Below are 24,646 nucleotides of genomic sequence, written 5' to 3' on the forward strand. Positions count from 1 at the left end.
CTCCTGGACCATGCAGCGGGCGACGATGTCGCGGGGTGCCAGGTCTTTGATGGTCGGGGCGTAGCGCTCCATGAACCGCTCGCCGGACGCGTTGCGCAGGATGGCGCCCTCACCGCGGGCGCCCTCGGTGAGGAGGATGCCGAGCCCGGCGAGGCCGGTCGGGTGGAACTGGAAGAACTCCATGTCCTCCAGCGGCAGGCCCTTGCGCCAGATGATGCCGACGCCGTCCCCGGTGAGGGTGTGGGCGTTGGAGGTGGTCTTGTAGATCTTGCCGAAGCCTCCCGTTGCGAAGATGATCGCCTTCGAGTGGAAGACGTGCAGCTCGCCGGTGGCCAGCTCGTAGGCGACGACGCCCGCCGGCTGGGGGACGCCGTCCACGTCGCTCATGATCACGTCGAGGACGTAGAACTCGTTGAAGAAGTTGATGCCGAGCCGGACGCAGTTCTGGAACAACGTCTGCAGGATCATGTGGCCGGTGCGGTCGGCCGCGTAGCACGCGCGGCGGACCGGCGCCTTGCCGTGGTCGCGGGTGTGGCCGCCGAACCGGCGCTGGTCGATCTTGCCGTCGGGGGTGCGGTTGAACGGCAGGCCCATGTTCTCGAGGTCGATGACCGCGTCGATGGCCTCCTTGGCGAGGATCTCCGCCGCGTCCTGGTCGACGAGGTAGTCGCCGCCCTTGACGGTGTCGAAGGTGTGCCACTCCCAGCTGTCCTCCTCCACGTTGGCGAGCGCCGCGGCCATGCCGCCCTGCGCAGCGCCGGTGTGGGACCGGGTGGGGTAGAGCTTCGAGATCACGGCCGTGCGGGCGTGCGGCCCGGCTTCGATCGCCGCGCGCATTCCGGCGCCGCCGGCGCCGACGATGACGATGTCGAACTCGTGGTAGTGGACTCCGTCGATGACGGTGGATTCAATGGCTTCTGTTGTCACAGGGCTTCCGTGTCGTTCGTCGCGGGGGTCGGGGAGCCGGCGTCAGTGCGCCGGGCAGAAGGACGGCAGGTCGGCGCCGGTCGCCCCGGCGGGGCACGGGTCGAACGTGAAGATCACGAGCGTGCCCAGCACCACGAGCACGACGACCGCGGCGAGGATGGCCCACTTCAGGATCCGGTTGACGAGGCGGTTGTACGCGTAGTCGTTGACGAGCGTTCGCATCCCGTTGCCGCCATGGATGAGCGCGAGCCACAGCATCAAGAGGTCCCAGACCTGCCAGAACGGAGTGGCGTACTTGCCGGCGACGAAGGCGAAGTCGATCTGCTTCACGCCGGTGCCGAGCACCAGGTTGATGAGGAGGTGGCCGAAGATCAGGATCACGAGCAGGATGCCCGAGAACCGCATGTAGATCCAGCCCCACTTCTCCCAGTTCTTGCTGGAGCGGGTCTGGCGGGAGGAGCTGCGCGGTGTTTCGATCGTCGTCATCGTCATTTCACCTCCGAGAAGATGTGGATGAGCTGGGTCGGCACGAAGCCGGCCATCAGGATCACCCAGAGCGCGATGACGATCCAGAACATGGCCTTCTGGTACTTGACGCCCTTGCTCCAGAAGTCGATCGCGATGATCCGCAGCCCGTTGAAGGCGTGGAAGATGATCGCCGCCACGAGAGCCATCTCGCCGAAGCCCATGATCGGGTTCTTGTACGTCCCGATGACCGCGTTGTACGCCTCAGGGCTGACCCGGAGGAGCGAGGTGTCCAGGACGTGGACCAGAAGGAAGAAGAAGATGGCGACGCCGGTGATGCGGTGGAGAACCCACGACCACATCCCCTCGCGGCCACGGTACAGAGTGCCGCCGGGCCGGGTTTTCGCCGGCTGCAGCGTCCCTGTCGTTTGGTCTGACACGGACAACCCTCCCTGGTTGCGTTTCGCTCATGGAGCGCGTGAGCGCAGCGCAAGTCTATGACGGGACCGCTCCTGACGCCTCTTAGGGTCACCTTGGTTATCTCGATATCGAGATAACTCGGTCTCGACGCCGCCTGCCGCCGGGCGTACCGTTCGCATCATGACCCAGGACGAGCCCATCATGGACGGCAGCAGCGACGCCGCCGAGGACGCCAAGGTCGCGGGGATCGTCGAGCAGGTGCGCGCGGATCTGAAGTTCGGCGACTCCGCGGACACCGAGCCGCTGCTCACCCAGCGCCTGGAGGAGGCGGGCATCGAGCTTCCGCCCGACGAGATCTCCCGGCTGGTCGCGGAGATCGAGAACGACCCCTTCTGAGCGCTACAGAACGTCGGTGGAGCCGGTGAGCTTCAGTGCATCCACCACCGCTTTCACGCGTTGCGCGTTCTCGCTGGTGGTCACCAGCAGCGCGTCCGGGGTGTCGACCACGACGATGTCCTTGACCCCGATCAGGCTGATCACGCGGTTGCTCTGACTGACCACGATCCCGCTGGAGGCGTCCGAGAGCACCCGGGCGTTCTCGCCGAGGATGGCGAGGTCCGACTTCCGGCCGCCGGAGTTCAGCTTGGCGAGGGAGGCGAAGTCGCCGACGTCGTCCCAGTCGAAGTACCCGGGGATGACGGCGAGGCGGCCGGCCGCTGCCGCGGGCTCAGCGACCGTGTAGTCGATGGCGATCTTCTCGAGGGCCGGCCATATCCGGTCGACGGCCGGTCCTCGAGTCGCCGGGTCGTCCCAGGCGGCGGCGAGCTCGAGCAGGCCCTCGAGGAGCTGGGGCTTGTTCCGGCCGATCTCGTCCAGCAGCAGGTCGGCGCGCGAGATGAACATGCTCGCGTTCCACAGGTACGACCCGTTCTCCAGGTACCGCTCCGCAGTCGCGAGGTCCGGCTTCTCCTTGAAGGAGTCGACCGTCAGCGCGCTCGGCGCGCCGGCCACCTCCAGCCGATCGCCGTAGTGGATGTAGCCGAAGCCGACCGCAGGCTCGGTCGGCCGGATCCCGATCGTGGTGATGAACCCGGCCTCTGCGGATGCCACGGCCTCGCGCACCGCCGACTGGAAGAGGGGGAGGTTGTCGATCACATGGTCGGCCGCGAACGAGCCGATGATCACGCCCGGCTCCCGGCGCTCGAGGATGGCGGCCGCCAGGCCGATCGCGGCGGTGGAGTCCCGGGGCTCCGACTCCAGCACGATGTTGGGGTCCGTCAGCGCGGGCAGCTGCGTCTCGACGGCGGCGCGGTGCGCGCGTCCCGTGACGACCATGATGCGCTGCTCGCCGGAGAGGGGGACCAGCCGGTCCCACGTGTCGCGCAGCAGCGTCTGGCCGGACCCGGTGAGGTCGTGCAGGAACTTCGGGGCGTCCGCCCGTGACAGCGGCCACAGGCGGGAACCGATGCCGCCCGCCGGGATCACGCTGTAGAAGCGCTCGATCGGCGGGCCCTGGGTGATCCTGCGCTGCTGAGTCATGCCGAAAGGATACCGAGCGGCGCCGGACACCCGCCGTTCACGGTGACGACACCGGCGGAACCTAGCGTGAGGTCATGCGGGTGGCAGTGGTCAGCGAGAGTTTCCTCCCCACGGTGAACGGGGTCACGACGAGTGTGCTGCGGGTGCTGGACCACCTGGCGGCGCAGGGTCACGAGGCGATCGTGATCTGCCCGGATGCGGGGGCGCCGGCCGGGTACGCGGGCTTCCGCATCCACCAGGTGCCGTCGATCGCCTACCGGCAGTTCCCGGTGGGGCTGCCGAGCCCGCAGGTGCAGCGCATCCTGTCCGGGTTCGGTCCCGATGTGCTGCATGCGGCCTCCCCGTTCCTCCTCGGTGCGCAGGCGATCGCCGCGGCGAACCGGCTGGGCGTCCCGTCCGTGGCGATCTACCAGACGGATGTGGCCGGCTTCGCCCGCCGCAACGGGCTCGGGATGACCTCCGCCGTCGCCGGGAAGTACGTGCGCTGGGTGCACGAGGGCGCCGACCTCACGCTCGCTCCCTCGGCCGCCAGCGAGTACGACCTGCGCACGGCGGGGGTCTCGCGCCTCGCCCGCTGGGGTCGAGGTGTCGACCTCGATCGGTACCACCCCAATAAGAGGAGAACGGCAGCTGCCGCGGCCCTGCGCGAGCGGCTGTCGCCGGACGGCGAGACCGTGGTGGGCTATGTCGGCCGCATCGCTCCCGAGAAGCAGGTGGAGCGGCTGCGTGCGCTGCGCGGGATCGCCGGGCTGTCGGTGGCGATCGTCGGCGACGGACCCGCCCGGGACGCGGTGGCCCGCGAGCTGGACGGCATGCCGGTGCACTGGCTGGGACGTCTGGGGGGCGATGACCTCGCGACCGCCTACGCGGCCTTCGACCTGTTCGCGCACACCGGGTCGGAGGAGACCTTCGGCCAGACCGTCCAGGAGGCGCACGCGTCGGGCCTCCCGGTGGTCGCGCCGCGCGCCGGCGGCCCGATCGACCTCGTCGAGCACGGCGTGGACGGCCTGCTGTTCCGGTCGTCCGACGATCGGGCACTGCGCGCAGCGGTGTCGCTGCTGGTCCAGGACGGCGGGCTGCGCAGCCGGATGGGGGAGGCGGGGCGCCGCGCGGTGCTCGGCCGCAGCTGGGACGTGGTGTGCGCGGAGCTGACGCGCCACTACGAGCGCGTCATCCTGGATGCCGTCGCGGACGTCGAGGCGGCCGGTGTGCAGCCTCCAGCGAACTCGCGAGCGTACAGTTAGGTGGCCCCGAGGGGCCGTCCTTCCTTTGCTCACGGACCCTGGAGGTGACCGATGGCCAACCCGAATCGACGCGGCATTCCCATGCCCTTCGTCTCGCGAGCCCGACGGGTCGAGCCTCCGTCGCCCGTGGCACCGGCACCGGCCGAGGAGGGCTCGATCCGGCGCGCCAGCATGGTCGACAGCGCCATCTACGCGGACGGCGTCCGCGTCGCCTCGCCGGCCACGCTCGCCGAGACGTATGCGGCGCTCGACCGCACCCGCGGCGGCGTCGCCTGGATCGGGCTCTACCGCCCCAGCGAGCACGAGCTGATGTCGCTCTCGGAGGAGTTCAACCTCCACCCGCTGGCGATCGAGGACGCGATCGTCGCGCACCAGCGCCCCAAGCTCGAGCGCTACGACACCGTCCTCTTCGTCGTGCTCAAAGCGGCCAACTATCTGGATGCGCCCGAGGAGGTCGACTTCGGCGAGCTGCACGTCTTCGTCGGTCCCAACTTCGTGATCACCGTCCGCCACAGCGAGTCGCCTGACCTCTCCCACGTGCGCCAGCGCATGGAGGGGGAGCCGGAGCTGCTCGCCCTAGGTCCCCAGGCCATCCTCTATGCGATCATCGACGCGGTGGTGGATGCGTACGGCCCGGTCGTCGCCGGTCTCGCCAACGACATCGACGAGATCGAGACGCAGGTGTTCGGCGGCGACGCTCTGGTCTCCCGGCGCATCTACGAGCTGTCGCGCGAGGTCATCGACTTCCAGCGGGCCACGCATCCGCTGTCGGCCGTGATGGTCGCGCTCGAACGCGGCTCGGCGAAGTACGGGGTCACCCAGGAGCTGGAGCGACGGCTGCGCGACGTCGCGGACCACCTCACGCAGGTCAATGAGCGTGTGGACGCGTTCCGCTATCTGCTGCGGGACATCCTCACGGTGAACTCGACGCTCGTCTCGGAACGCCAGAACGAGGAGATGACCCGGCTGGCGCATTCCAGCCATCGGCAGGGGGAGGAAGTCAAGAAGATCTCCTCCTGGGCGGCCATCCTGTTCACGCCGACCCTGATCGCCGGCATCTACGGCATGAACTTCAGGAACATGCCCGAATTGCAGTGGCCTCTCGGCTACCCGCTCGCCGTCCTCGCGATGGTCGTCTTCAGCGGAGTGCTCTACGGGATCTTCAAGCGTCGCGGCTGGCTCTGAATCCGCCCTCTCCGACCGGGGTACGGGCTGCTCGAATGAGCACGTGCCAAACGGGTGAGCATTTGTAACGCTTGCATGAAGAACCCGGATTTTCGGACGGCGCCGTTCGTCACATTCGGTAACGTGAACCGCAGAAGCCTGCGAGTACCTGCGCGCGGCTACGCATCTTGGAGGAACAATTTTGACAATCACAGCACGCAAGTCCGGCCTCGCCGGCTTGGCGGCGGTCGGCGTCCTGTCGCTGCTCGCCGCCTGCTCGGCCGCTCCGTCGGACAACCCGTCCGCCAGCGCCGCGAAGAGCAACTTCCAGCCCTGCATGGTCTCGGACTCCGGTGGATTCGACGACCACTCGTTCAACCAGCTCGGGTATGAGGGCCTGCAGCAGGCGGCGAAGTCGCTCAACGTGAAGTACAAGTCGGCCGAGTCGAAGAGCGAGAACGACTTCGCTCCGAACATCCAGAGCATGGTCGACGCCAACTGCAACCTCATCGTGACGGTCGGCTTCCTTCTCAAGGACGCGACGGAGAAGGCCGCCAAGGCGAACCCGGACATCAACTTCGCGATCATCGACGACAACGAGATCCAGGCCAAGAACGTCAAGCCGATCATCTTCGACACCGCCCAGGCCGCCTTCCTCGCGGGTTACGCGGCCGCCAGCTATTCGAAGACCGGCATCGTCGGCACCTTCGGCGGCATGCAGATCCCGACGGTCACCATCTTCATGGACGGCTTCGCCGACGGTGTGAAGTACTTCAACGACCAGAAGGGCAAGTCCGTCAAGGTCGTCGGCTGGGATGTCGCCAAGCAGAACGGCCTCTTCACCGGCGGGTTCGACGCCAATGAGACGGCCAAGAACACGGCTCAGGGCATCATCGACCAGAACGCCGATGTGATCATGCCGGTCGGTGGACCGATCTACCAGTCCGCCGCCCAGGCGATCAAGGACTCGGGCAAGCCGATCGCGATGATCGGTGTGGACGCGGACGTGTACCAGTCCGACCCGACCGTGAAGAGCCTGCTCCTCACCTCCGTCATGAAGGGCATGAAGCCCGCCACGAACGACGTGGTGACGCAGGCCGCGAAGGACAAGTTCGACAGCACTCCGTACGTCGGCACGCTGAAGAACGACGGCGTCGGCGTCGCTCCCTTCCACGACTTCGCTTCGAAGGTGGACTCGGGACTGCAGGGTGAGCTCGACAAGATCAAGGCCGGCATCATCGACGGCTCGATCAAGGTCACCTCGCCTTCGTCGCCCAAGCAGTAATCACGCGAGAACAGGGACGGGGAGGTCAGCCGCGGCTGGCCTCCCCGTCTCGTTGGCCCTTGTCGGCGGTGCTCATCTGCGCACACACTGACATATGCGCAGAAAGGTAGGGTGGATCCGCGATGAGGCCACCGACCGTTCCGCGTGTCTCCGCTCCTGGCGTGTCTTCGCTCCTCACCCGAGCGAGTAGAGAAGGAAACCCACCCGAATGAAGCTCGAACTCCGCGGCATCACCAAACGGTTCGGTGCCCTGGTCGCGAACGACCACATCGACCTGACGGTCGAACCCGGCGAGATCCACTGCCTGCTCGGCGAGAACGGCGCAGGCAAGTCCACTCTGATGAACGTGCTCTACGGCTTCTACCAGGCCGATGAGGGCGAGATCCTGCTCGACGACGTCGTCCAGCACTTCTCCGGCCCCGGTGACGCGATGAAGGCGGGCATCGGGATGGTGCACCAGCACTTCATGCTGATCCCCGTGTTCACGGTGGCCGAGAATGTCATGCTCGGCCACGAGCAGACGAAGTTCGGCGGACGCCTGGACCTGAATGCGGCCCGCGCGAAGGTGCGCGAGATCTCCGCGCGGTTCGGGTTCCACGTCGACCCCGACGCTCTGGTCGAGGACCTTCCGGTCGGCGTGCAGCAGCGCGTGGAGATCATCAAGGCCCTGTCGCAGGACGCGAAGGTGCTGGTCTTCGACGAGCCGACCGCGGTGCTGACCCCGCAGGAGACCGACGAGCTGATGGCGATCATGCGTCAGCTCAAGGAGCAGGGCACGGCCATCATCTTCATCACCCACAAGCTGCGCGAGGTGCGCGAGGTCGCCGACCGCATCACCGTGATCCGGCTGGGCAAGGTCATCGGCGAGGCGGAGCCGACCGCGACCAACGCGGAGCTCGCCTCGATGATGGTGGGCCGTTCGGTGTCGCTGACCGTCGAGAAGCTCCCGGCGACCGCCGGCGAGCCCGCTCTTGTGGTGAAGGACCTCTCGGTCATCGATCCCATCGGCCAGCTCGTCGTCAATAACGTCAGCTTCGAGGTGCGCGCGGGCGAGATCCTCGCCATCGCGGGGGTGCAGGGCAACGGCCAGACCGAGTTGACGGAGGCGATCATCGGGCTCCAGCCGCGTGTGCAGGGTCAGATCCTGCTCGATGGCAAGTCCATCCAGGGCCACAGCGTCCGCAAGGTGCTCGACGAAGGCGTCGGGTTCGTGCCGGAGGACCGCAATGAGGACGGCCTGGTGGGCGAGTTCACCATCCAGGAGAACCTGATGCTCGACCGTTCGACCGGTGATCCGTTCGTGAAGGGCGGCAACATCCAGTTCTCGTACCTGAAGGACTTCGCCGAAGAGAAGGTGCGCGAGTTCGACGTGCGGACACAGTCCATCGACACCAAGGTCGGCCGGCTCTCCGGCGGAAACGCGCAGAAGGTGGTCCTTGCGCGCGAGCTGAGCCGCGAGCTGCGCCTGCTCGTCGCGGCGCAGCCGACGCGCGGTCTCGACGTCGGCTCGATCGAGTTCGTCCACAAGCGCATCGTGGCGACGAGAGATGCCGGTGTTCCGGTCGTCGTCGTGTCCACGGAGCTCGACGAGGTGGCGGCGCTGGCCGACCGTATCGCCGTGATGTACCGCGGGGGGATCGTGGGAATCGTTCCGGGTGACACCCCGCGCGACGTCCTCGGCCTGATGATGGCCGGCGAGTCGCCCGAGCAGGCAGGAGCAGCAGCATGACCGGGACCCCGACGTCCGGCGGACCCGTGGCGCCGGCGCAGCCGGCCCCGCCCGCGCAGCCCCGCACGGCGGAGCCCGCCGGCGGGCGCGACCAGGAGCCCTCGCGCTGGAATGAGACCGTCCGCGAGATCATGAGCGGATCGGTGGTCATCTCCATCCTCGCGGTCGTGCTGGCGCTGGTCGTCGGAGCGATCCTGATCGCCGCGACGGATCCGACGGTGCAGCATGCGTCGTCCTACTTCTTCGCGCGGCCCGGCGACACCTTCTCCGCGATCTGGTCGTCGGTGTCGAACGCCTACGTCTCGATGTTCCAGGGTGCGATCTACAACTTCCGCCGGCCCTCCTTCGCTGCGGGCATCCGGCCGTTGACCGAGACGCTCACCTTCGCCACGCCGCTCATCGTCAGCGGTCTGGGCGTCGCGCTGGCGTTCCGCGTCGGGCTGTTCAACATCGGTGGCCAGGGGCAGCTCCTGATCGCGGCGGCGGCGTCGGCCTGGGTCGGGTTCTCGTTCTCGCTCCCGCCGGTCGTCCACCTGGTCCTCGCGGTCGTCGCCGGCATCGTCGGCGGTGCCATCTGGGCCGGCATCGTCGGCCTTCTCAAGGCGCGGACGGGTGCGCACGAGGTGATCGTCACGATCATGCTGAACTACATCGCCTTCTACCTGATCTCGTACATGCTGCGGACCCAGGGCCTGCTGCAGGCGCCCGGGTCGAGCAACCCGAAGGCTCCGCCCGTGCACGCCAATGCGGTGTTCCCTCCGCTGTTCGGCGATCAGTACAACGTCACCTGGGCGTTCGTGCTGGTCATCGCCGCGACCGTGGTCGTCTGGTGGCTGATCAACCGATCCGGCCTCGGTTTCCGGTTCCGCGCGGTGGGCGAGAACCCGAACGCTGCTCGTGTCGCAGGCATCAACGTCAAGAACGTCTACGTCTACGCGATGCTCATCGCCGGTGGGCTGGTCGGGATCGCGGGAGCGAGTCAAGCGCTCGGCGTCTTCCCTCAGGGCATCAGCTCGGGGGTGGATGCGGGGATCGGCTTCGACGCGATCACCGTCGCGCTGCTCGGCCGCTCGCGGCCCGGGGGCGTGTTCATCGCCGGTCTGCTGTTCGGTGCGCTCAAGGCCGGCGGCTACACCATCCAGGCGGCGAACGACATCCCCATCGACATCGTGCTCATCCTGCAGTCGCTGATCGTCCTGTTCGTCGCGGCCCCGCCGCTCGTGCGCGTGATCTTCCGTCTCCCTGCTCCGGGCACGTCGCCCCGGAGACCGCGTCCCATCGTCACGAAGGAGGTGGAGGCCAAGTGACCACCACCGCCCCCGTCATTCCCGACTCCTCGCCGATCGTCCTCGAGAAGGCGCAGATCCGCTCCTGGAAGGCACCGATCGCCTTCGGAGTGTTCGTGCTGATCAGCCTGATCCTGTTCTTCGGATTCGCGCGTCACGGGCAGAGCACCTTCCGCTTCTCCGAGAGCTCCGACGCCATCAAGGTGCCGAACCTCACCGTCGACACGTTCGTCGCGACGACCGTGATCATCGTCCTCCTGCTCGCGGCGACGGTGTGGAGCGCGTACCTGTCGTACCAGGCCAGGAGGACGCCGATCTGGGCGGTCATCGTCTTCTCGCTGCTCTTCATGTTCGCGTTCCTGTCGTGGGCCGACTCCGGCAGCCCCTATCCCGTGCCGGTCACGGGCCTTCTGCTCGGAACAATCAGCCTCGCCGTGCCGCTCGTGTTCGGCGCCCTCGGGGGCGTCGTCTCGGAGCGCGGAGGCGTCGTCAACGTCGCGATCGAGGGCCAGCTGCTCGCCGGCGCGTTCGTCTCGGCGATGACGGCGACGCTCACCGGGAGCTGGGTCGTCGGGCTCGTCGCCGCGATGATCGCTGGCGTGCTGGTCTCGTTCCTCCTCGGCGCCTTCGGCATCAAGTACCTGGTCGACCAGGTCATCGTCGGAGTCGTGCTCAACGTGCTGGTGATCGGCCTCACGAGCTTCCTCTATTCCAAGGTCCTGGCCGGCAACCCGCAGCTGCTCAACCACCCTCCGCGCCTGCCGCAGTGGCCGATCCCGCTGCTCTCCGACATCCCGGTCATCGGCAAGGTCCTGTTCGACCAGTCGATCATCGAGTACCTGATGTACATCGCGGTCTTCCTGGTCTGGTTCGGGCTGTTCAAGACCCGGTGGGGCCTGCGGCTGCGGTCGGTCGGCGAGCACCCGGAGGCGGCCGACACGGTCGGTATCAACGTCAACAGCACCCGCTTCTGGAACGTCTCCCTCGCCGGCGCGATCGCCGGTCTCGGCGGGGCCTACTACACGCTGGGCTCGGTGGGCGCGTTCTCCAAGGAGATGACCGCAGGCCAAGGGTTCATCGCCCTGGCGGCCGTCATCTTCGGGCGGTGGGACCCCATCCGTGCCACCCTCGCTGCGCTCCTGTTCGGTTTCGCCACGAACCTGCAGAACGTGCTCAGCACCATCGGCTCGCCCGTCCCGAGCGAGTTCATGCTGATGCTCCCGTACGTCGTCACCATCCTCGCCGTCGCCGGCCTGGTCGGTCTCTCCCGTGCCCCGGCGGCCGACGGGAAGCCGTACATCAAGTCATGAGCAGCGTCCCCCTCTCACCCGGCACCATCGACTGGGATGCGCTGCGCCACGCGGCGAACGAAGCGATGGCGCACGCCTACGTCCCCTACTCGAAGTTCCCCGTCGGGGCCGCGGCACTGGTGGACGACGGCCGCATCGTCAGCGGCTGCAATGTCGAGAACGCGAGCTACGGGATCACCCTGTGCGCCGAGTGCGGACTCGTGTCGTCGCTCGCGATGACCGGCGGCGGCCACCTCGTCGCATTCACCTGCGTGGACGGCGACGGCGCGACGCTCATGCCGTGCGGCCGCTGCCGGCAGCTCCTCTACGAGCACTCGGCCGAAGGGATGCTGCTGGAGACCGTCTCGGGCATCCGCACCATCGACGAGGTGCTGCCCGACGCCTTCGGGCCGCGCCAGCTCGCCGCGTACGCGGCCGAGCACGAGAACGACTGAACAGGAAACCCTCCGTGACCGACCGTGCAGAAGTCGAGGCGTTCGACGCCGTCGACCTGATCAGGACCAAGCGCGACCGCGGCGAGCTGAGTACCGCCGAGATCGGCTGGCTCATCGACGCCTACACCCGCGGCTACGTGGGCGACGAGCAGATGTCCGCGATGACCATGGCGATCTTCCTCAACGGGATGACCCGCCGCGAGATCAAGGACATGACGCTGGCGATGATCGCGTCCGGCGAACGGATGGACTTCTCGGGGCTCGGGAAGCCGACCGCCGACAAGCACTCCACGGGCGGGGTCGGCGACAAGATCACCCTGCCGCTGATGCCGCTGGTGGCGACGTTCGGCGTCGCGGTCCCGCAGCTGTCGGGCCGCGGGCTGGGTCACACCGGCGGGACGCTCGACAAGCTGGAGAGCATCCCGGGCTGGCGTGCCAACCTCAGCAACGAGGAGATGTTCGCGCAGCTGCAGAACGAGGGCGGCGTGATCTGCGCCGCCGGATCCGGTCTGGCGCCTGCGGACGGCAAGCTCTACGCCCTGCGCGACATCACCGGCACGGTCGAGGCCATCCCGCTGATCGCGTCCTCGATCATGTCGAAGAAGATCGCCGAGGGCACGGGCGCTCTCGTCCTGGACGTGAAGTTCGGCTCCGGTGCGTTCCTCAAGGACATCGAGCGGTCGCGGGAGCTCGCCCGGACGATGGTGGAGCTGGGCCGGGATGCCGGAGTCGCGACCTCGGCGCTGCTCACGGACATGAACGTCCCGCTCGGGCTTGCGATCGGCAACGCCAACGAGGTGCGGGAGTCGGTGGAGGTGCTCGCCGGCGGTGGCCCGGCCGACATCGTCGAACTGACCGTGGCGCTGGCGCGCGAGATGCTGACACTCGCCGGACGCCCGGACGAGGACGTGGAGGCGGCCCTGAAGGACGGCCGCGCGATGGACAAGTGGCGTGAGGTCATCCGTGCCCAAGGGGGAGACCCGGAGGCGCCGCTGCCGGTGCCGAAGGAGACGCACACCGTCGTCGCACAGGAGGACGGCATCCTCGTGGAGCAGCACGCCCTGCCGTTCGGCATCGCCGCGTGGCGGCTCGGGGCGGGGCGCGCACGCAAGCAGGATCCGGTGCAGCACGCGGCCGGGATCGACCTGCACGCGAAGCCCGGAGACACGGTCCGCGCGGGGGAGCCGCTGTTCACGCTGTCGGCGGACGAGCCGGCCCGTTTCGACCGCGCTCTCGAAGCGCTGGAGGGCGCCTACCGCATTGCGCCGGCCGGGACGCCCTTCGAGCGCGGCCCGCTGATCGCCGATCGCATCGCCTAGGGTGGGGGACATGAGCGACGCCTGGAACGAGTACACACTGGCCGACGGCACCGAGGTGCGGCCCCTGCCGAAGGTATCCCTGCACGATCACCTGGACGGCGGCCTTCGCCCCGGCACCGTGATCGAGCTCGCCGAGGAGATCGGGCTGGAGCTCCCGGCACGGGATGCGGGCGAGCTGGCCCGCTGGTTCGCCGAGAAGTCGAACTCGGGCTCGCTCGTCGAGTACCTCAAGACCTTCGACCTGACCACCGCCGTGATGCAGACCCGCGAGGGCCTCATCCGCGTCGCCCGCGAGTCCGTGCAGGACCTGGGGGCCGACGGCGTCGTCTACGGCGAGCTCCGCTGGGCTCCCGAGCAGCATCTCTCTGCGGGCCTGAGCCTCGACGAGACGGTCGAGGCGGTGCAGGAGGGCATCGAGCGGGGAATCGAGGACGTGCGCGCGGCCGGCGGCCGCATCCGCATCGGGCAGCTGGTCTCCGCCATGCGCCACAACGACCGCGGACGTGAGCTCGCCGAGCTCGCTGTCCGGCACCGCGACCGCGGGGTCGTCGGCTTCGACATCGCCGGGCCCGAGGCCGGCTTCCCGGCGTCGAAGCACCGCGAGGCCTTCGACTACCTGGCCTCCGAGTTCTTCCCCACCACCGTTCACGCCGGCGAGGCCGACGGGCTGGACAGCATCCGCGGCGCGCTCCTGGACGGACGTGCGCTGCGTCTCGGCCACGGCGTCCGGCTCGCGGAGGACATCACGATCGAGCGTCAGGACGACGAGAACACCTACGTCACTCTCGGGACGCTCTCGCAGTGGGTCAAGGACCGCGAGATCGCGCTCGAGACGAGCCCGACCTCGAACCTGCAGACCGGCGCCATCTCGGCGTGGGGCGACGACATCCTCGACCACCCCTTCGATCTGCTCTACCAGCTGGGCTTCCGCGTCACGGTGAACACCGACAACCGCCTGATGAGCGGCACGACGCTGACCCGTGAGCTGAGCATCCTCGCCGACGCCTTCGCCTACGACCGCACGGACCTGGAGATCTTCCAGCTCAACGCTGCGGCAGGCGCGTTCCTCCCCATCGAGGAGCGCGAGGAGCTGGCGGAGATCATCACAGCAGGTTTCGAGGGTTCGTAACGCCCTGGGCGTTACCCTTTAGATATGTCACTGCCACCGCTGCCCGATTCCGCCATCACCGTCGGTGCGCACGCCGGCGGCTGGCGCGAAGCGGTCGAGTTGGCGGGGGAGGCGCTGGCTCGTTCCGGCGCCACCGAGCAGGGCTACGCGCAGCGGATGGTCCAGGTGATCGAGGAGTTCGGAGCGTACATCGTGATCGCACCGGGTCTCGCTCTGGCGCATGCGCGCCCCGGGCCCGACGTGAACTCGGACGGGCTGTCGGTCGTCACTCTCGACGAGCCCGTCGTCTTCGGCCACCCGCACAACGATCCCGTCTCGGTGGTGCTGGGGCTGGCCGTCTCGACGCCGGAGGCGCACGTGACGAGCGTGGCAGAACTGGCCAACGTCTTCAACGACCCCGGCGCCATCCCGGCCCTCGCTGCGGCGACGGACATCGCGGACGTGCAGCGCATCCTTTCGCTGAGCGAGGAGAATGCGGCACGATGAGGGTCGTCCCTGATGCGGGGAAGGCTCTGATGAGGAAGGCGGCTCCGTGAAGATCGTGGCGATCTGCGGCGTGGGCGTCGGCACCTCCGGCATCCTCAAGGTCAACGCCGAGCGGGTCCTCGACCGGCTCGGGATCGACGCCGACGTCACCGCGTCCGACGCCGCCCACATCGAGGAGGCCGCAGCCGACGCGCAGGTCGTGCTGACCTCGCCGGAACTCGTGGACCGGATCGGGCCGACCAACGCCGATGTGATCGTCGTGCAGAACTACTTCGACCTCGAGGAGCTGGAGCGGAAGCTCGACGAGGCCCTCGGGTAGCGTCCGTCACCCTCGCCGGCGACGCCCCGCGCGCTCGGCCCTCTCCGTTGCTCCTTGTGAAATGTTAGAAGCTTAACCTTTCATAAGGCCTCGGCTTAAGAAAGGTTGGTCAGGCGTCCAGGAGGGCGGTGATCAGGCCCGGGAAGCGGTCGTCGAGTTCTGAGCGGCGGAGCTGGATCTCGTGCGTACGGCCGCTGACGATGGTGCGGGTGACTCCCGCCTCGCGCAGCGTCTTGAAGTGGTAGGCCATGGTGGATTTCTGGATGTCGACGCCCCACTCGGTCATGGACTTGGGATGCGGCCGTCCGTCCGCGAGGACGCGAACGATCTGAAGGCGAACGGGGTCGGCCAGGGCGCGCAGCACGTCGACGAGCTGCACGTCCGCCATGTCGGGGGTAGGGTAGTCGGTCATGCTCACCAAAAAACTGTTTGACAATCATCGAACAATAGTCGTACCGTAACGGTATGACATCCATCGAACAATCGTACCGCAGAACCCTGCCCGCGCTTCTGGTGCTCGCGCTCTCGCTGTTCGTGGTGGGCACCAACGCCTTCGTCATCGCCGGCCTGCTGCCGCGGGTCGCGGCCGGCATCGGCGCGACGGCGACCGAGGTCAGCTGGTCGATCACGAGCTACTCGCTCGTCGTCGCTGTCGCCGCACCGGTCGTGTCGATCCTCCTGACGCGCGTACCGCGGGCGACGCTCATGGCAGCGGGCCTGGCGGTCTTCGCGATCGGCACGGCCGCCTCGGCGCTCGCTCCCACGTTGGGCCTCTTCATCGCCGGACGCACCTTCTACGGGCTCGGCGGGGCGGCGCTCGTCCCGACCGCGACGGCGGCTGCCGCCTCCCTCGCCCGTCCCGGCAAGCGCGGGCAGGCGCTCGCCATCGTCGGCGCCGGCTTCACGCTGGCGACGGCCGTAGGATCGCCCCTCGGCACGGTGCTGGGCGGGGTCGCCGGCTGGAGGTTCGCGCTGTGGTGCATCGTCGCCCTCGCCGCGGTGCTCGTGGTCGCGATCCCGATCGTCGTGCGCGGGGTCCCCATCCCGCCCACCGTGTCCATGCGCCGGCGGCTGGCGCCACTCGCGGACCTCCGCATCGTCGCGCCGCTCGGAACGACGCTGCTCATGATCGCGGGCTTCAACATCGTCTACATCTTCTCGGCAGCGGTGACCCACGCCTCCACCGGTGGGTCGGGCAATCTCCTCGCCGTGCTGCTGCTCGCGTACGGAGCGGCGGGCGTGGCCGGCAACACCCTCGCCGGACCGCTGACCGACCGGTTCGGCAGTCGGATGGTGGCCGTCATCGGCCTCATCGGCCAAGCGGTGACGCTGGCCGTCCTCTCGGTCGCGGAAGTGTCCTTCGTCGCCACCCTCGTGGTCTTCGCCTTCTGGGGGATCACGGCGTTCGCCGTGGTGATCCCGGTGCAGCATCGCCTCGTCCAGGTCGACCCCGAGAGTGCCGCGATCGCGTTGTCCTGGTACTCGACCGCGATGTACGTCGGGATCGCGATCGCACCACCGATCGGCGCACTCGCCCTGGGTGCCGGGGGAGCGGCCGCTGTCCCGCTCGCCGGCGCGGTCGTCACCGTCGCGGCGCTCGCCATGTTCCTCGCCGGGTACCGGGTGCGAGCGCCGCGACCGGTGGTGGCGTGAGCATCCCTGCGGCTGCGATTGCGACTGCGGCGGCGAGCCTCAGCCGGGTCAGGCGGTGAGCACCCGCATCGCCTCGGCGAGGGCGGCGACGCGGGCGGTCGCCGTCGCGCGGCGCTCCTCCACTGTTCCCTCGTCGCTCGAGGCGTCGATATAGATCTTGAGCTTCGGCTCCGTGCCGCTCGGGCGCACCATGACGCGGGAGCCGTCCTCGAGCAGGATGCGGAGCACGTCGCTCGGAGGCAGCCCGCCGAAGCCGTCGCGCAGGTCGTCGATCTGCTGGACCCGGATGTCGCCCAGATGGCTCGGGGGAGTCGCCCGGAGCGCGGCCATGATCTCCGCGATCCGCGCCAGGTCGGTCACGCGGAGGGAGATCTGGTCACTGGCGAAGAAACCGAACCGCTCGGCGAAGGCGTCCAGGTGCTGGGCGATGGTCACGCCGTGCGCGGCGAGGTCGTTCGCGAGGTCGAGGAAGGCGACAGCGGCCGAGATGCCGTCCTTGTCGCGCACCGTCTCGGGGTTCACCAGGTAGCCGAGCGCCTCCTCGTAGCCGTAGATCAGACCCGGCGCCCGCGACACCCACTTGAAGCCCGTAAGGGTGTCCGCGAAGTCGAGGCGATACGCGCCGGCGACCGCGGCGAGGGCCGGGGAGGAGACGACGGAGCAAGCGAGCGTGCCGAAGGGTCCCCGGTCGCCGCCGGGCGTGCTGGCGAGCTCGGCGGCACGCCAGCCGAGCAGCGCTCCGACCTCGTTGCCGGAGAGACGTCGGTAGCCGTCGGCGCTCCCGGTATCCGGAATGGCCACCGCGAGCCGGTCGGCATCCGGGTCGTTGGCGATGATCAGGTCGGCGCGCGCCTCCCGGGCGGTGGCGTAGGAGAGGTCCATCGCACCCGGCTCCTCGGGGTTCGGAAAGGCGACCGTCGGGAAGGCGGGGTCCGGGTCGATCTGCTCGGCCACGGGGGTCGGGGAGGCGAACCCGGCGCGCGCGAACACCTCACGGGCGGTGCGCCAGCCGACGCCGTGCATCGCCGTGTAGACCAACGAGACGGCGTCGCGCGCAGCGCCCGAAGCGGCGACGGCGACCGTCGCGTCGATGTACGCCTGCTCGATGTCGTCGGAGGCGACCTCGTAGCGGTCGGAGCGCGTCAGGTCGGCGACGCTTCCCGCCGCGACCTCGAGGATGTGCGCCGCGATCTCCGCGTCGACCGGGGAGACGATCTGCGAACCGTGGTTCTCGCCGCCCAGGTACACCTTGTACCCGTTGTCGTTGGGCGGGTTGTGGCTGGCCGTGACCATGACGCCGGCGCTCGCATCCAGATGGCGGACGGCGAATGCCAGCACCGGCGTCGGCATCAGGCGGGGGAGCAGGACGGCGCGGATGCCGGCGCCGGCCATCAGCTCGGCGGTGTCGCGGGCGAAGACGTCGGAGTTCTTCCGTCCGTCGTAGCCGATCACGACCGATGGAGTCCTACCCTCGGCGTGGTCGAGCAGCCAGCGTGCGAAGCCCTCGGCCGCCTGGGCCACCAGCACGCGGTTCATCCGGTTGGGGCCGGCCGCGATCGCGCCGCGCAGGCCGGCGGTCCCGAACGCGAGGCGCTCGTCGAATCGCGAGTGCAGGTCGGCGACCGCCTCGGCCGAGCCGGCCTCGGCGGCGACGATGAGCGCATCCAATTCGTCGCGGGTCTCCGGATCCGGGTCCTGCGCCAGCCAGGCGCGGGCCTCGGCGAGAAGCTGCGGCGTGCCCTTCGGCTCGCCCAGGGTCGTCCCGCTCACAGTGCCTCCACGATCCGGGCGAGGAGGGCGCTGATCACCGGCTCGGCGGCGCGACCCGCTTCGATGACCTCTTCATGGCTGAGGGGCGTCTTCTGGATGCCCGCGGCCAGATTCGTGACGAGCGACATGCCGAGGATCTCCATCCCCGCCTGGCGTGCCGCGATCGCCTCGAGGGCCGTGGACATCCCGACGATGTGACCGCCGATCGCCTTCGCCATCTGCACTTCGGCGGGCGTCTCGTAGTGCGGCCCGCGGAACTGCGTGTAGACGCCCTCGTCGAGCGTCGGGTCGATCGTGCGTGCGAGGTCGCGCAGCCGCTTCGAGTACAGGTCCGTCAGGTCGATGAACGTGGCGCCCTCGAGCGGCGAATCCGCCGTCAGGTTGATGTGATCGCTGATCAGGACGGGCGTGCCCGGCTTCCAGTGCTCCTTGATGCCGCCGGCGCCGTTGGTGAGGATCATCGTCGTCGCACCGGCGGCCGCGGCGGTGCGCACGCTGTGGACGACCCGGCGGACCCCGTGCGCCTCGTAGTAGTGGGTGCGCGCGCCGATCACCAGCGCGTGCTTGCCGTTCGGCAGCCGGACCGAGCGCAGGGTCCCGACGTGGCCCTCCAGCGCGGGCTTGCTGAAGCCGACGATCCCGGTGGCCGGGATGGTCGCGACCGTCTCTCCGATGAGGTCAGCGGCCCTGCCCCAGCCGCTGCCCAGGGTGAGCGCGATGTCGTGGCGCTCCACTCCGGTCTTCTCGGCCAGTTGGGCGGCCGCCTGCCGTGCCACCTCGAACGGATCGGCGGCGGGGTCGTCGAGCGGGTTGGTGATGGATTCGAGCATGAGGCAACTCTACTGAGCGCCGCTTTCCACACCGGATCCGGACGCGTGCGCATCGGTGCGGGCCATACGGAAGAATGGTGCGCATGGCGTATGAATTCGAGCGCAAGCAGCGCATCGCGGTCCTCGGCGGCGGCCCCGGCGGCTACGAGGCGGCCCTCGCGGGCGCGCAGCTGGGTGCCGAGGTGACGATCGTGGAGCGGTCCGGAGTGGGCGGCTCGGCGGTGATCACGGATGTCGTGCCCTCGAAGAGCCTCATCGCCACCGCCGAGGCGACCAACGCGCTCGCCGAAGCGGCCGACCTCGGTGTCCAGTTCTACTCCCGCGGCGAGGACGGCAAGCCGGCCCGCCCGGAGATCGCCGTCAACCTCGCCGCGGTGAACAAGCGCCTCATGGGCCTCGCACGTCAGCAGTCCGAGGACATGCGCGCCGAGCTGGTCCGCTCCGGCGTCCGGATCGTGACCGGGGAGGGCCGGCTCGACGGCGCGAGCGCGGTCATCGTCTCGACGTCCAAGGGCGATTCCGGGACCGACTTCGACCGGGTGGAGGCCGACACGATCGTCGTGGCGGTCGGCGCGAGCCCCCGCATCCTGCCCTCCGCCGAGCCCGACGGGGAGCGCATCCTGACCTGGACGCAGCTGTACGACCTCGACTCGGTGCCCGCTCACCTGATCGTGGTGGGGTCCGGCGTCACGGGCGCCGAGTTCGCCTCGGCGTACACGGCACTCGGGTCGAAGGTCACGCTGATCTCGTCGCGGGATCAGGTTCTCCCGGGCGAGGATGCGGATGCGGCCCGCGTGATCGAGAACGTGTTCAAGCGCAACGGCATGCAGGTGCTGTCGAAGTCGCGCGCGGAATCCGTGGTCCGCACCAAGGACGGCGTCGTCGCCACCCTGACGGACGGCCGCACGATCGAGGGCTCGCACTGCCTCATGGCGGTCGGCTCCGTGGCGAACACGGCGGGGATCGGGCTGGAGCAGGCCGGGGTTCAGCTGGCATCGTCCGGTCACATCCGGGTCAACCGGGTGGCCCGCACCTCCATCCCGAACATCTACGCGGCCGGCGACTGCTCGGACTCGCTGCCGCTGGCCTCGGTCGCGTCGATGCAGGGCCGGACGGCGGTGTTCCACGCCATGGGCGACGCCGTGAACCCGATCGAGCTGCGCAACGTCAGCTCCAACATCTTCACGCAGCCCGAGATCGCCACGGTCGGCTGGAGCCAGAAGCAGATCGAGGAGGGCATCGCCCAGGGCGACATCTACAAGCTGCCTCTCAAATCCAATCCGCGGGCCAAGATGCTCGGCATCCGCGACGGCTTCGTGAAGCTGTTCGCGCGGACGGGCTCCGGAACGGTGATCGGCGGGGTCATCGTGGCGCCGCGCGCCTCCGAGCTGATCTTCCCCCTCGCGCTCGCCGTCGAACAGCGGCTCACCGTCGACCAGGTCGCCCGGGCGTTCACGGTGTACCCGTCCCTGTCCGGATCGATCACCGACGCCGCCCGGGCCATGCACATCGTCCTCTGACGCGTCGGAAAGGGAGGTGGTGTGACCGAAATCGTCGGCTGAACGCCTCCCGAACCCGTGCGGCGGGGCGTGTCGGACCGAGAACTCCTCCGTTTCCCACGGGCCCCCTATCCGCACATTTCTGGTCGGCTACTCGTCCACAGATTCCTGGCCGACAGGCTTATCAACAGATTCCTGGCCGGCCGCCACTTCGCGCGTCGGCTCTCGCACCATGGAAGCCATGGATTGGATGGCAGAACTGAGGCGGCTCGGCGGCGCTGCGTCCGTGCGTCAGCTTCGAGCAGCCGGCGCCACGGAGCGCGCGCTGAGGAACGCCGTCGCCGCGGGCCGTCTCGTTCGACCCCGAGCTGGTCGTTACGTGCTGCCCGATGCTGCAGAGCCGCTGGTCTCCGCCGTTCGCGCGGGTGCGAAGCTCTCGTGCGTGACGGCCGCGCGAAGCTACGGACTGTGGGGCGGGACCGACGTTCGTACGCACCTCAGGATGCCCCCGCACGCGGGAAGGCCGGGGAGCGCGGACGCCACGCAGGTCCGCCACTGGAGTCGAAGCGAACGACAGGAGGAGATCTGGCGGGTCTCCCTGGCCGATTGCCTTCGGAGCGTGGTCCGATGTACCGATCAGGAGACCGCAGTCGCCGTGCTCGACACAGCCATCTCTTCCGGCTGCATCACGCGATCCGGCTTATGCAGGGTGTTCCAGAGGGAGCCGCAGCGATCGCGCAACGTGGCCGAGCTCGCCCGGCCGGGCTCCGATTCCGGGGTCGAATCCCTCCTCCGTCAGCGGCTCATCGCCCGCGATCACTTCGTGGAACAGCAGATCGCGGTGCCCGGAATCGGCCGAGTGGATGCGCGGGTCGACGGAGTCCTGTACGTCGAGGTCGACGGCTACGAGTTCCACCGCGGACGCGCAGCCTTCGAGCGCGACCGGCAGCGTGACACCGGCCTGGCTCTTCTGGGAGCCCGGTGGATGCGGTTTTCGGCCCGCGAGGTGCTGCAGAGTCCCGAGAAGGTCGTCGCGACGATCGAACGGGGTGTGCGGGTGGCGGAAAGGGAGGAGATAAGTGGATCACGGACAGCCTGATGCCCAATGCGGAGGAAGAACGACGAGTTTGCGCGGAGAACTCCTCCGTTGGCAACGAGCGACGATGCCGATGCGCGTGTTGGAGCCGACGCGAGGGACGATGCCGACGCGCGTGCTGGAGCCGACGCGAGCGACGATGCCGTCGCGAGCGACGATGCCGTCGCGAGCGCTGGAGCTAGCCCGGGCGCTGGAGCTAGCCCGGGCGCCGGAGCGACGATGGACGACGCCGACGCGCGCGCTAGACGATGTTGAGCAGCAGGTGCCCCGAGGACACGGTGTCGCCGACGGTCGCGTTGATGCCGGAGACGGTGCCGTCCTTGTGGGCGGTCAGCGGCTGCTCCATCTTCATCGCTTCGAGGACCAGCACGAGGTCGCCCTTCACCACCGGGTCGCCGTCCTCGACGGCGACTTTGACCACCGTCGCCTGCATAGGTGCGGTGACGGAGTCGCCGGTGGCGGTGTCCACCGCATGCGAACCGCCTCGGCGACGGGGGGCAGCGGGGGTTGCCTCAGCTGCGCCACCGCTGAGCAGCCTCGCCGGGAGGGAGACCTCGATGCGCTTCCCTTCGACCTCCACCACGACGCTGTTGCGGCGTTCCGAGCCGGGCTGGTCGGTCAGCTCGCCCGACCAGGGCTCGATCTCGTTCGTCCACTCGGTCTCGATCCAGCGGGTGTACACCGAGAACGGCTCGCCGTCCTGCGGCGCGAACGCCGGGTCGCGCACGATCGCGCGGTGGAACGGGAGCACGGTGGGCAGCCCGGCGACTTCGAACTCGTCGAGGGCGCGACGCGAGCGCTCCAGGGCCTCCTCGCGGCTGGAACCCGTGACGATGAGCTTCGCCAGCATGGAGTCGAAGGCGCCGCTGATGACATCGCCCGCCTGGATGCCGCTGTCGACGCGCACGCCCGGACCGCCGGCCGGCTTGAAGACGTGGACCGGACCGGGCGACGGGATGAAGCCGCGACCGGCGTCCTCGCCATTGATGCGGAATTCGAAGGAGTGGCCGCGCGGCGCGGGGTCGTCGTAGTCGAGCTCGCCGCCCTCAGCGAGGCGGAACTGCTCGCGCACGAGGTCGATGCCGGTGACCTCCTCCGAGACGGGGTGCTCCACCTGCAGACGGGTGTTCACTTCGAGGAAGGACACCGTCCCGTCCTTGCCGATGAGGAACTCGCAGGTGCCTGCGCCCTGGTAGCCGACCTCCTGGAGGATGGCTTTGGAGGATGTGTAGAGCTTCTCGGTCTGCTCCGGTGTCAGGAACGGCGCAGGCGCCTCCTCCACGAGCTTCTGGTGCCGGCGCTGCAGCGAGCAGTCGCGTGTCGAGACGACGACGACGTTGCCGTACGCGTCGGCGAGGCACTGCGTCTCGACGTGGCGGGGCTGGTCCAGGTACTTCTCGACGAAGCACTCGCCGCGACCGAACGCCGCGATCGCCTCGCGGGTGGCCGACTCGAACAGCTCGGCGACCTCTTCGCGGGTGCGGGCCACCTTGAGGCCACGACCGCCACCGCCGAATGCCGCCTTGATGGCGACGGGGAGGCCGTGCACGTCGACGAAGTCGAGCACCTCGGCCGCGTCAGCCACGGGGTTCAGGGTTCCGGGAGCGAGCGGCGCTCCGACCTTCTCCGCCACGTGGCGGGCCGAGACCTTGTCGCCCAGCCGCTCGATGGCCTCGGGCGATGGACCGATCCAGGTCAGGCCGGCCGCGATGACAGCACGCGCGAAGTCCGCGTTCTCGGCAAGAAAGCCGTAGCCGGGATGCACCGCGTCTGCGCCGGAACGGCGCGCGACGGAGAGCAGCTTGTCGATGACCAGATACGTCTCGGCGCTGGTCGTGCCGTCCAGGGCGTAGGCCTCGTCGGCGAGGCGGACGTGAACGGCGTCGCGATCCTGGTCCGCGTACACGGCGACGGAGGCGATCCCGCTGTCCTTCGCCGCCCTGATGACGCGGACGGCGATCTCCCCGCGGTTGGCGATCAAAACCTTCGTGATACGTGGCACAGTTCCCTAGCCTATTGCTCGATATCGAACGGGATTTGGTCGATCCTCACAAAAATGGACGATCGGAAGCTTCGGCAGCCTACAACGACAAGCGGTTTCGTCAGCGATTCCAGAGCGAGGTCCACGAGAAGCCGAGCTCCCGGACGAGTTCGCGGAGCGTCGAAAGCGAGAGGCCCACCACCGTACTCGGGTCGCCCTCGACGCGCGTTATGAAGGGGCCGCCCAGGCTGTCGATCGTGAAGGCGCCCGCTACCTCCAGCGGCTCTCCGCTGGCGACGTAGGCCTCGATCTCCTCGTCCGTCACGTCGGCGAACGTCACCGACGCGACGGCGGCCGACCCGGCTGCGGCGTTCTCGCGGCCGTCCCGGTGATCGATGAGCCAGTGGCCGGAATACAGCATCCCGGTGCGCCCGCGTTGCTGCTGCCACCGTTCCCGGGCGACCTCGGGAAGGTGCGGCTTGCCGTGGATGGCGCCGCCGATCGCGAAAGCCGAATCCCCGCCGAGGATGAGGCCGTCGATCGGCTCGCCGTCGAGGCTTCCGCGAACGGCTTCCGCCTTCAGGCGGGCGAGCAGCTGCACCATGGTGGGAGCGTCCAGCGGCCCGTGCTCCGCCTCGGCGGCGGCGACCGCCGCAGGCTCGTCGACGTGGGAGGGAACGATCACCGGCTCGATGCCCGCGGCGCGCAGCAGAGCCAGCCGCGCGGGCGAAGTGGAGGCGAGGTACAGACGCATGGTCACC

The 24,646-nt window shown here is 68.8% G+C and carries 24 protein-coding genes; 15 read left to right on the plus strand and 9 right to left on the minus strand.

What is annotated here, in order from left to right:
• The 3 genes from ACPYOG_RS07770 to sdhC form a co-directional block, all read right to left on the minus strand.
• Positions 1-927, minus strand: a 927-nt coding sequence (locus ACPYOG_RS07770; protein WP_481293661.1) for an FAD-binding protein, incomplete at its 3' end; no start/stop codon positions are given.
• Positions 928-969: 42 nt separating this feature from the next.
• Positions 970-1,413 (minus strand): succinate dehydrogenase hydrophobic membrane anchor subunit, encoded by a 444-nt coding sequence (locus ACPYOG_RS07775; protein ID WP_481293662.1) that lies wholly within the window; start codon positions 1,411-1,413, stop codon positions 970-972.
• A gap of 2 nt (positions 1,414-1,415) precedes the next feature.
• The gene (gene sdhC / locus ACPYOG_RS07780) at positions 1,416-1,832 is read right to left on the minus strand and encodes a succinate dehydrogenase, cytochrome b556 subunit (RefSeq protein ID WP_481293663.1); all 417 of its coding nucleotides are present in this window, start codon (positions 1,830-1,832) and stop codon (positions 1,416-1,418) included.
• Between the two features lie 160 nt (positions 1,833-1,992).
• Between sdhC and ACPYOG_RS07785 the strand changes: the two genes are divergently transcribed.
• On the plus strand, positions 1,993-2,208 hold the full coding sequence (locus tag ACPYOG_RS07785) for a hypothetical protein (protein WP_481293664.1): 216 nt from the start codon (positions 1,993-1,995) through the stop codon (positions 2,206-2,208).
• Positions 2,209-2,211: 3 nt separating this feature from the next.
• Here ACPYOG_RS07785 and ACPYOG_RS07790 read toward each other — a convergent pair whose 3' ends face one another.
• The gene (locus tag ACPYOG_RS07790; protein WP_481293665.1) at positions 2,212-3,351 is read right to left on the minus strand and encodes a mannose-1-phosphate guanylyltransferase; all 1,140 of its coding nucleotides are present in this window, start codon (positions 3,349-3,351) and stop codon (positions 2,212-2,214) included.
• Between the two features lie 74 nt (positions 3,352-3,425).
• Here ACPYOG_RS07790 and ACPYOG_RS07795 point away from each other — a divergent pair, with 74 nt between their 5' ends.
• The 11 genes from ACPYOG_RS07795 to ACPYOG_RS07845 all read left to right on the plus strand — a co-directional run bounded on the left by ACPYOG_RS07795 (position 3,426) and on the right by ACPYOG_RS07845 (position 15,056).
• Positions 3,426-4,595: a glycosyltransferase family 4 protein gene (locus ACPYOG_RS07795; RefSeq protein ID WP_481293666.1), complete on the plus strand. Its 1,170-nt coding sequence runs from the start codon at positions 3,426-3,428 to the stop codon at positions 4,593-4,595.
• A 51-nt stretch (positions 4,596-4,646) separates the two neighbouring features.
• Entirely contained in the window at positions 4,647-5,780 is a 1,134-nt protein-coding gene (locus ACPYOG_RS07800) for a magnesium and cobalt transport protein CorA (protein ID WP_481293667.1), read from the plus strand.
• A 181-nt stretch (positions 5,781-5,961) separates the two neighbouring features.
• Positions 5,962-7,044, plus strand: a complete 1,083-nt coding sequence (locus ACPYOG_RS07805; RefSeq protein WP_481293668.1) for a BMP family lipoprotein — start codon at positions 5,962-5,964, stop codon at positions 7,042-7,044.
• A gap of 208 nt (positions 7,045-7,252) precedes the next feature.
• Entirely contained in the window at positions 7,253-8,773 is a 1,521-nt protein-coding gene (locus tag ACPYOG_RS07810) for an ABC transporter ATP-binding protein (RefSeq protein ID WP_481293669.1), read from the plus strand.
• A complete protein-coding gene (locus ACPYOG_RS07815) occupies positions 8,770-10,080 on the plus strand; it encodes an ABC transporter permease (protein WP_481293670.1) in 1,311 nt (436 codons plus the stop codon). Before ACPYOG_RS07810 ends, ACPYOG_RS07815 begins: the two co-directional genes overlap by 4 nt.
• A complete protein-coding gene (locus tag ACPYOG_RS07820; RefSeq protein ID WP_481293671.1) occupies positions 10,077-11,369 on the plus strand; it encodes an ABC transporter permease in 1,293 nt (430 codons plus the stop codon). Before ACPYOG_RS07815 ends, ACPYOG_RS07820 begins: the two co-directional genes overlap by 4 nt.
• Positions 11,366-11,803: a cytidine deaminase gene (locus tag ACPYOG_RS07825; protein WP_481293672.1), complete on the plus strand. Its 438-nt coding sequence runs from the start codon at positions 11,366-11,368 to the stop codon at positions 11,801-11,803. Before ACPYOG_RS07820 ends, ACPYOG_RS07825 begins: the two co-directional genes overlap by 4 nt.
• Positions 11,804-11,817: 14 nt before the next feature.
• Positions 11,818-13,122 (plus strand): thymidine phosphorylase, encoded by a 1,305-nt coding sequence (locus ACPYOG_RS07830; protein WP_481293673.1) that lies wholly within the window; start codon positions 11,818-11,820, stop codon positions 13,120-13,122.
• Between the two features lie 10 nt (positions 13,123-13,132).
• Positions 13,133-14,251: an adenosine deaminase gene (locus ACPYOG_RS07835; protein WP_481293674.1), complete on the plus strand. Its 1,119-nt coding sequence runs from the start codon at positions 13,133-13,135 to the stop codon at positions 14,249-14,251.
• A gap of 24 nt (positions 14,252-14,275) precedes the next feature.
• Entirely contained in the window at positions 14,276-14,737 is a 462-nt protein-coding gene (locus tag ACPYOG_RS07840; protein WP_481293675.1) for a PTS sugar transporter subunit IIA, read from the plus strand.
• Between the two features lie 46 nt (positions 14,738-14,783).
• Positions 14,784-15,056, plus strand: a complete 273-nt coding sequence (locus tag ACPYOG_RS07845) for a PTS sugar transporter subunit IIB (RefSeq protein ID WP_090036601.1) — start codon at positions 14,784-14,786, stop codon at positions 15,054-15,056.
• Between the two features lie 109 nt (positions 15,057-15,165).
• Here ACPYOG_RS07845 and ACPYOG_RS07850 read toward each other — a convergent pair whose 3' ends face one another.
• On the minus strand, positions 15,166-15,468 hold the full coding sequence (locus ACPYOG_RS07850) for an ArsR/SmtB family transcription factor (RefSeq protein WP_481293676.1): 303 nt from the start codon (positions 15,466-15,468) through the stop codon (positions 15,166-15,168).
• 53 nt (positions 15,469-15,521) lie between these two features.
• On the opposite strand from ACPYOG_RS07850, the gene ACPYOG_RS07855 reads away from it, so the two are divergent.
• Positions 15,522-16,709 (plus strand): MFS transporter, encoded by a 1,188-nt coding sequence (locus ACPYOG_RS07855; protein WP_481293677.1) that lies wholly within the window; start codon positions 15,522-15,524, stop codon positions 16,707-16,709.
• Between the two features lie 48 nt (positions 16,710-16,757).
• Here ACPYOG_RS07855 and ACPYOG_RS07860 read toward each other — a convergent pair whose 3' ends face one another.
• Both ACPYOG_RS07860 and ACPYOG_RS07865 read right to left on the minus strand, forming a co-directional pair.
• Complete coding sequence (locus ACPYOG_RS07860; RefSeq protein WP_481293678.1) at positions 16,758-18,479, minus strand: phospho-sugar mutase; 1,722 nt, start codon at positions 18,477-18,479, stop codon at positions 16,758-16,760.
• Positions 18,476-19,309, minus strand: a complete 834-nt coding sequence (locus tag ACPYOG_RS07865) for a purine-nucleoside phosphorylase (protein ID WP_481293679.1) — start codon at positions 19,307-19,309, stop codon at positions 18,476-18,478. The genes ACPYOG_RS07860 and ACPYOG_RS07865 overlap by 4 nt, the downstream gene beginning before the upstream one ends.
• Positions 19,310-19,392: 83 nt before the next feature.
• Here ACPYOG_RS07865 and ACPYOG_RS07870 point away from each other — a divergent pair, with 83 nt between their 5' ends.
• Positions 19,393-20,829, plus strand: a complete 1,437-nt coding sequence (locus ACPYOG_RS07870; RefSeq protein WP_481293680.1) for an NAD(P)H-quinone dehydrogenase — start codon at positions 19,393-19,395, stop codon at positions 20,827-20,829.
• A 688-nt stretch (positions 20,830-21,517) separates the two neighbouring features.
• Complete coding sequence (locus ACPYOG_RS07875; protein ID WP_481293681.1) at positions 21,518-21,907, plus strand: endonuclease domain-containing protein; 390 nt, start codon at positions 21,518-21,520, stop codon at positions 21,905-21,907.
• A gap of 238 nt (positions 21,908-22,145) precedes the next feature.
• On the opposite strand, the gene ACPYOG_RS07880 is transcribed toward ACPYOG_RS07875, so the two are convergent.
• Together ACPYOG_RS07880 and ACPYOG_RS07885 are read right to left on the minus strand one after the other, a co-directional pair.
• Positions 22,146-23,906 (minus strand): acetyl/propionyl/methylcrotonyl-CoA carboxylase subunit alpha, encoded by a 1,761-nt coding sequence (locus tag ACPYOG_RS07880; protein WP_481293682.1) that lies wholly within the window; start codon positions 23,904-23,906, stop codon positions 22,146-22,148.
• A 100-nt stretch (positions 23,907-24,006) separates the two neighbouring features.
• A complete protein-coding gene (locus ACPYOG_RS07885) occupies positions 24,007-24,639 on the minus strand; it encodes a Maf family protein (protein ID WP_481293694.1) in 633 nt (210 codons plus the stop codon).
• Between the last annotated feature and the right edge of the window lie 7 nt (positions 24,640-24,646).

It is taken from the genome of Leifsonia sp. HAY1-4F (assembly GCF_056755275.1).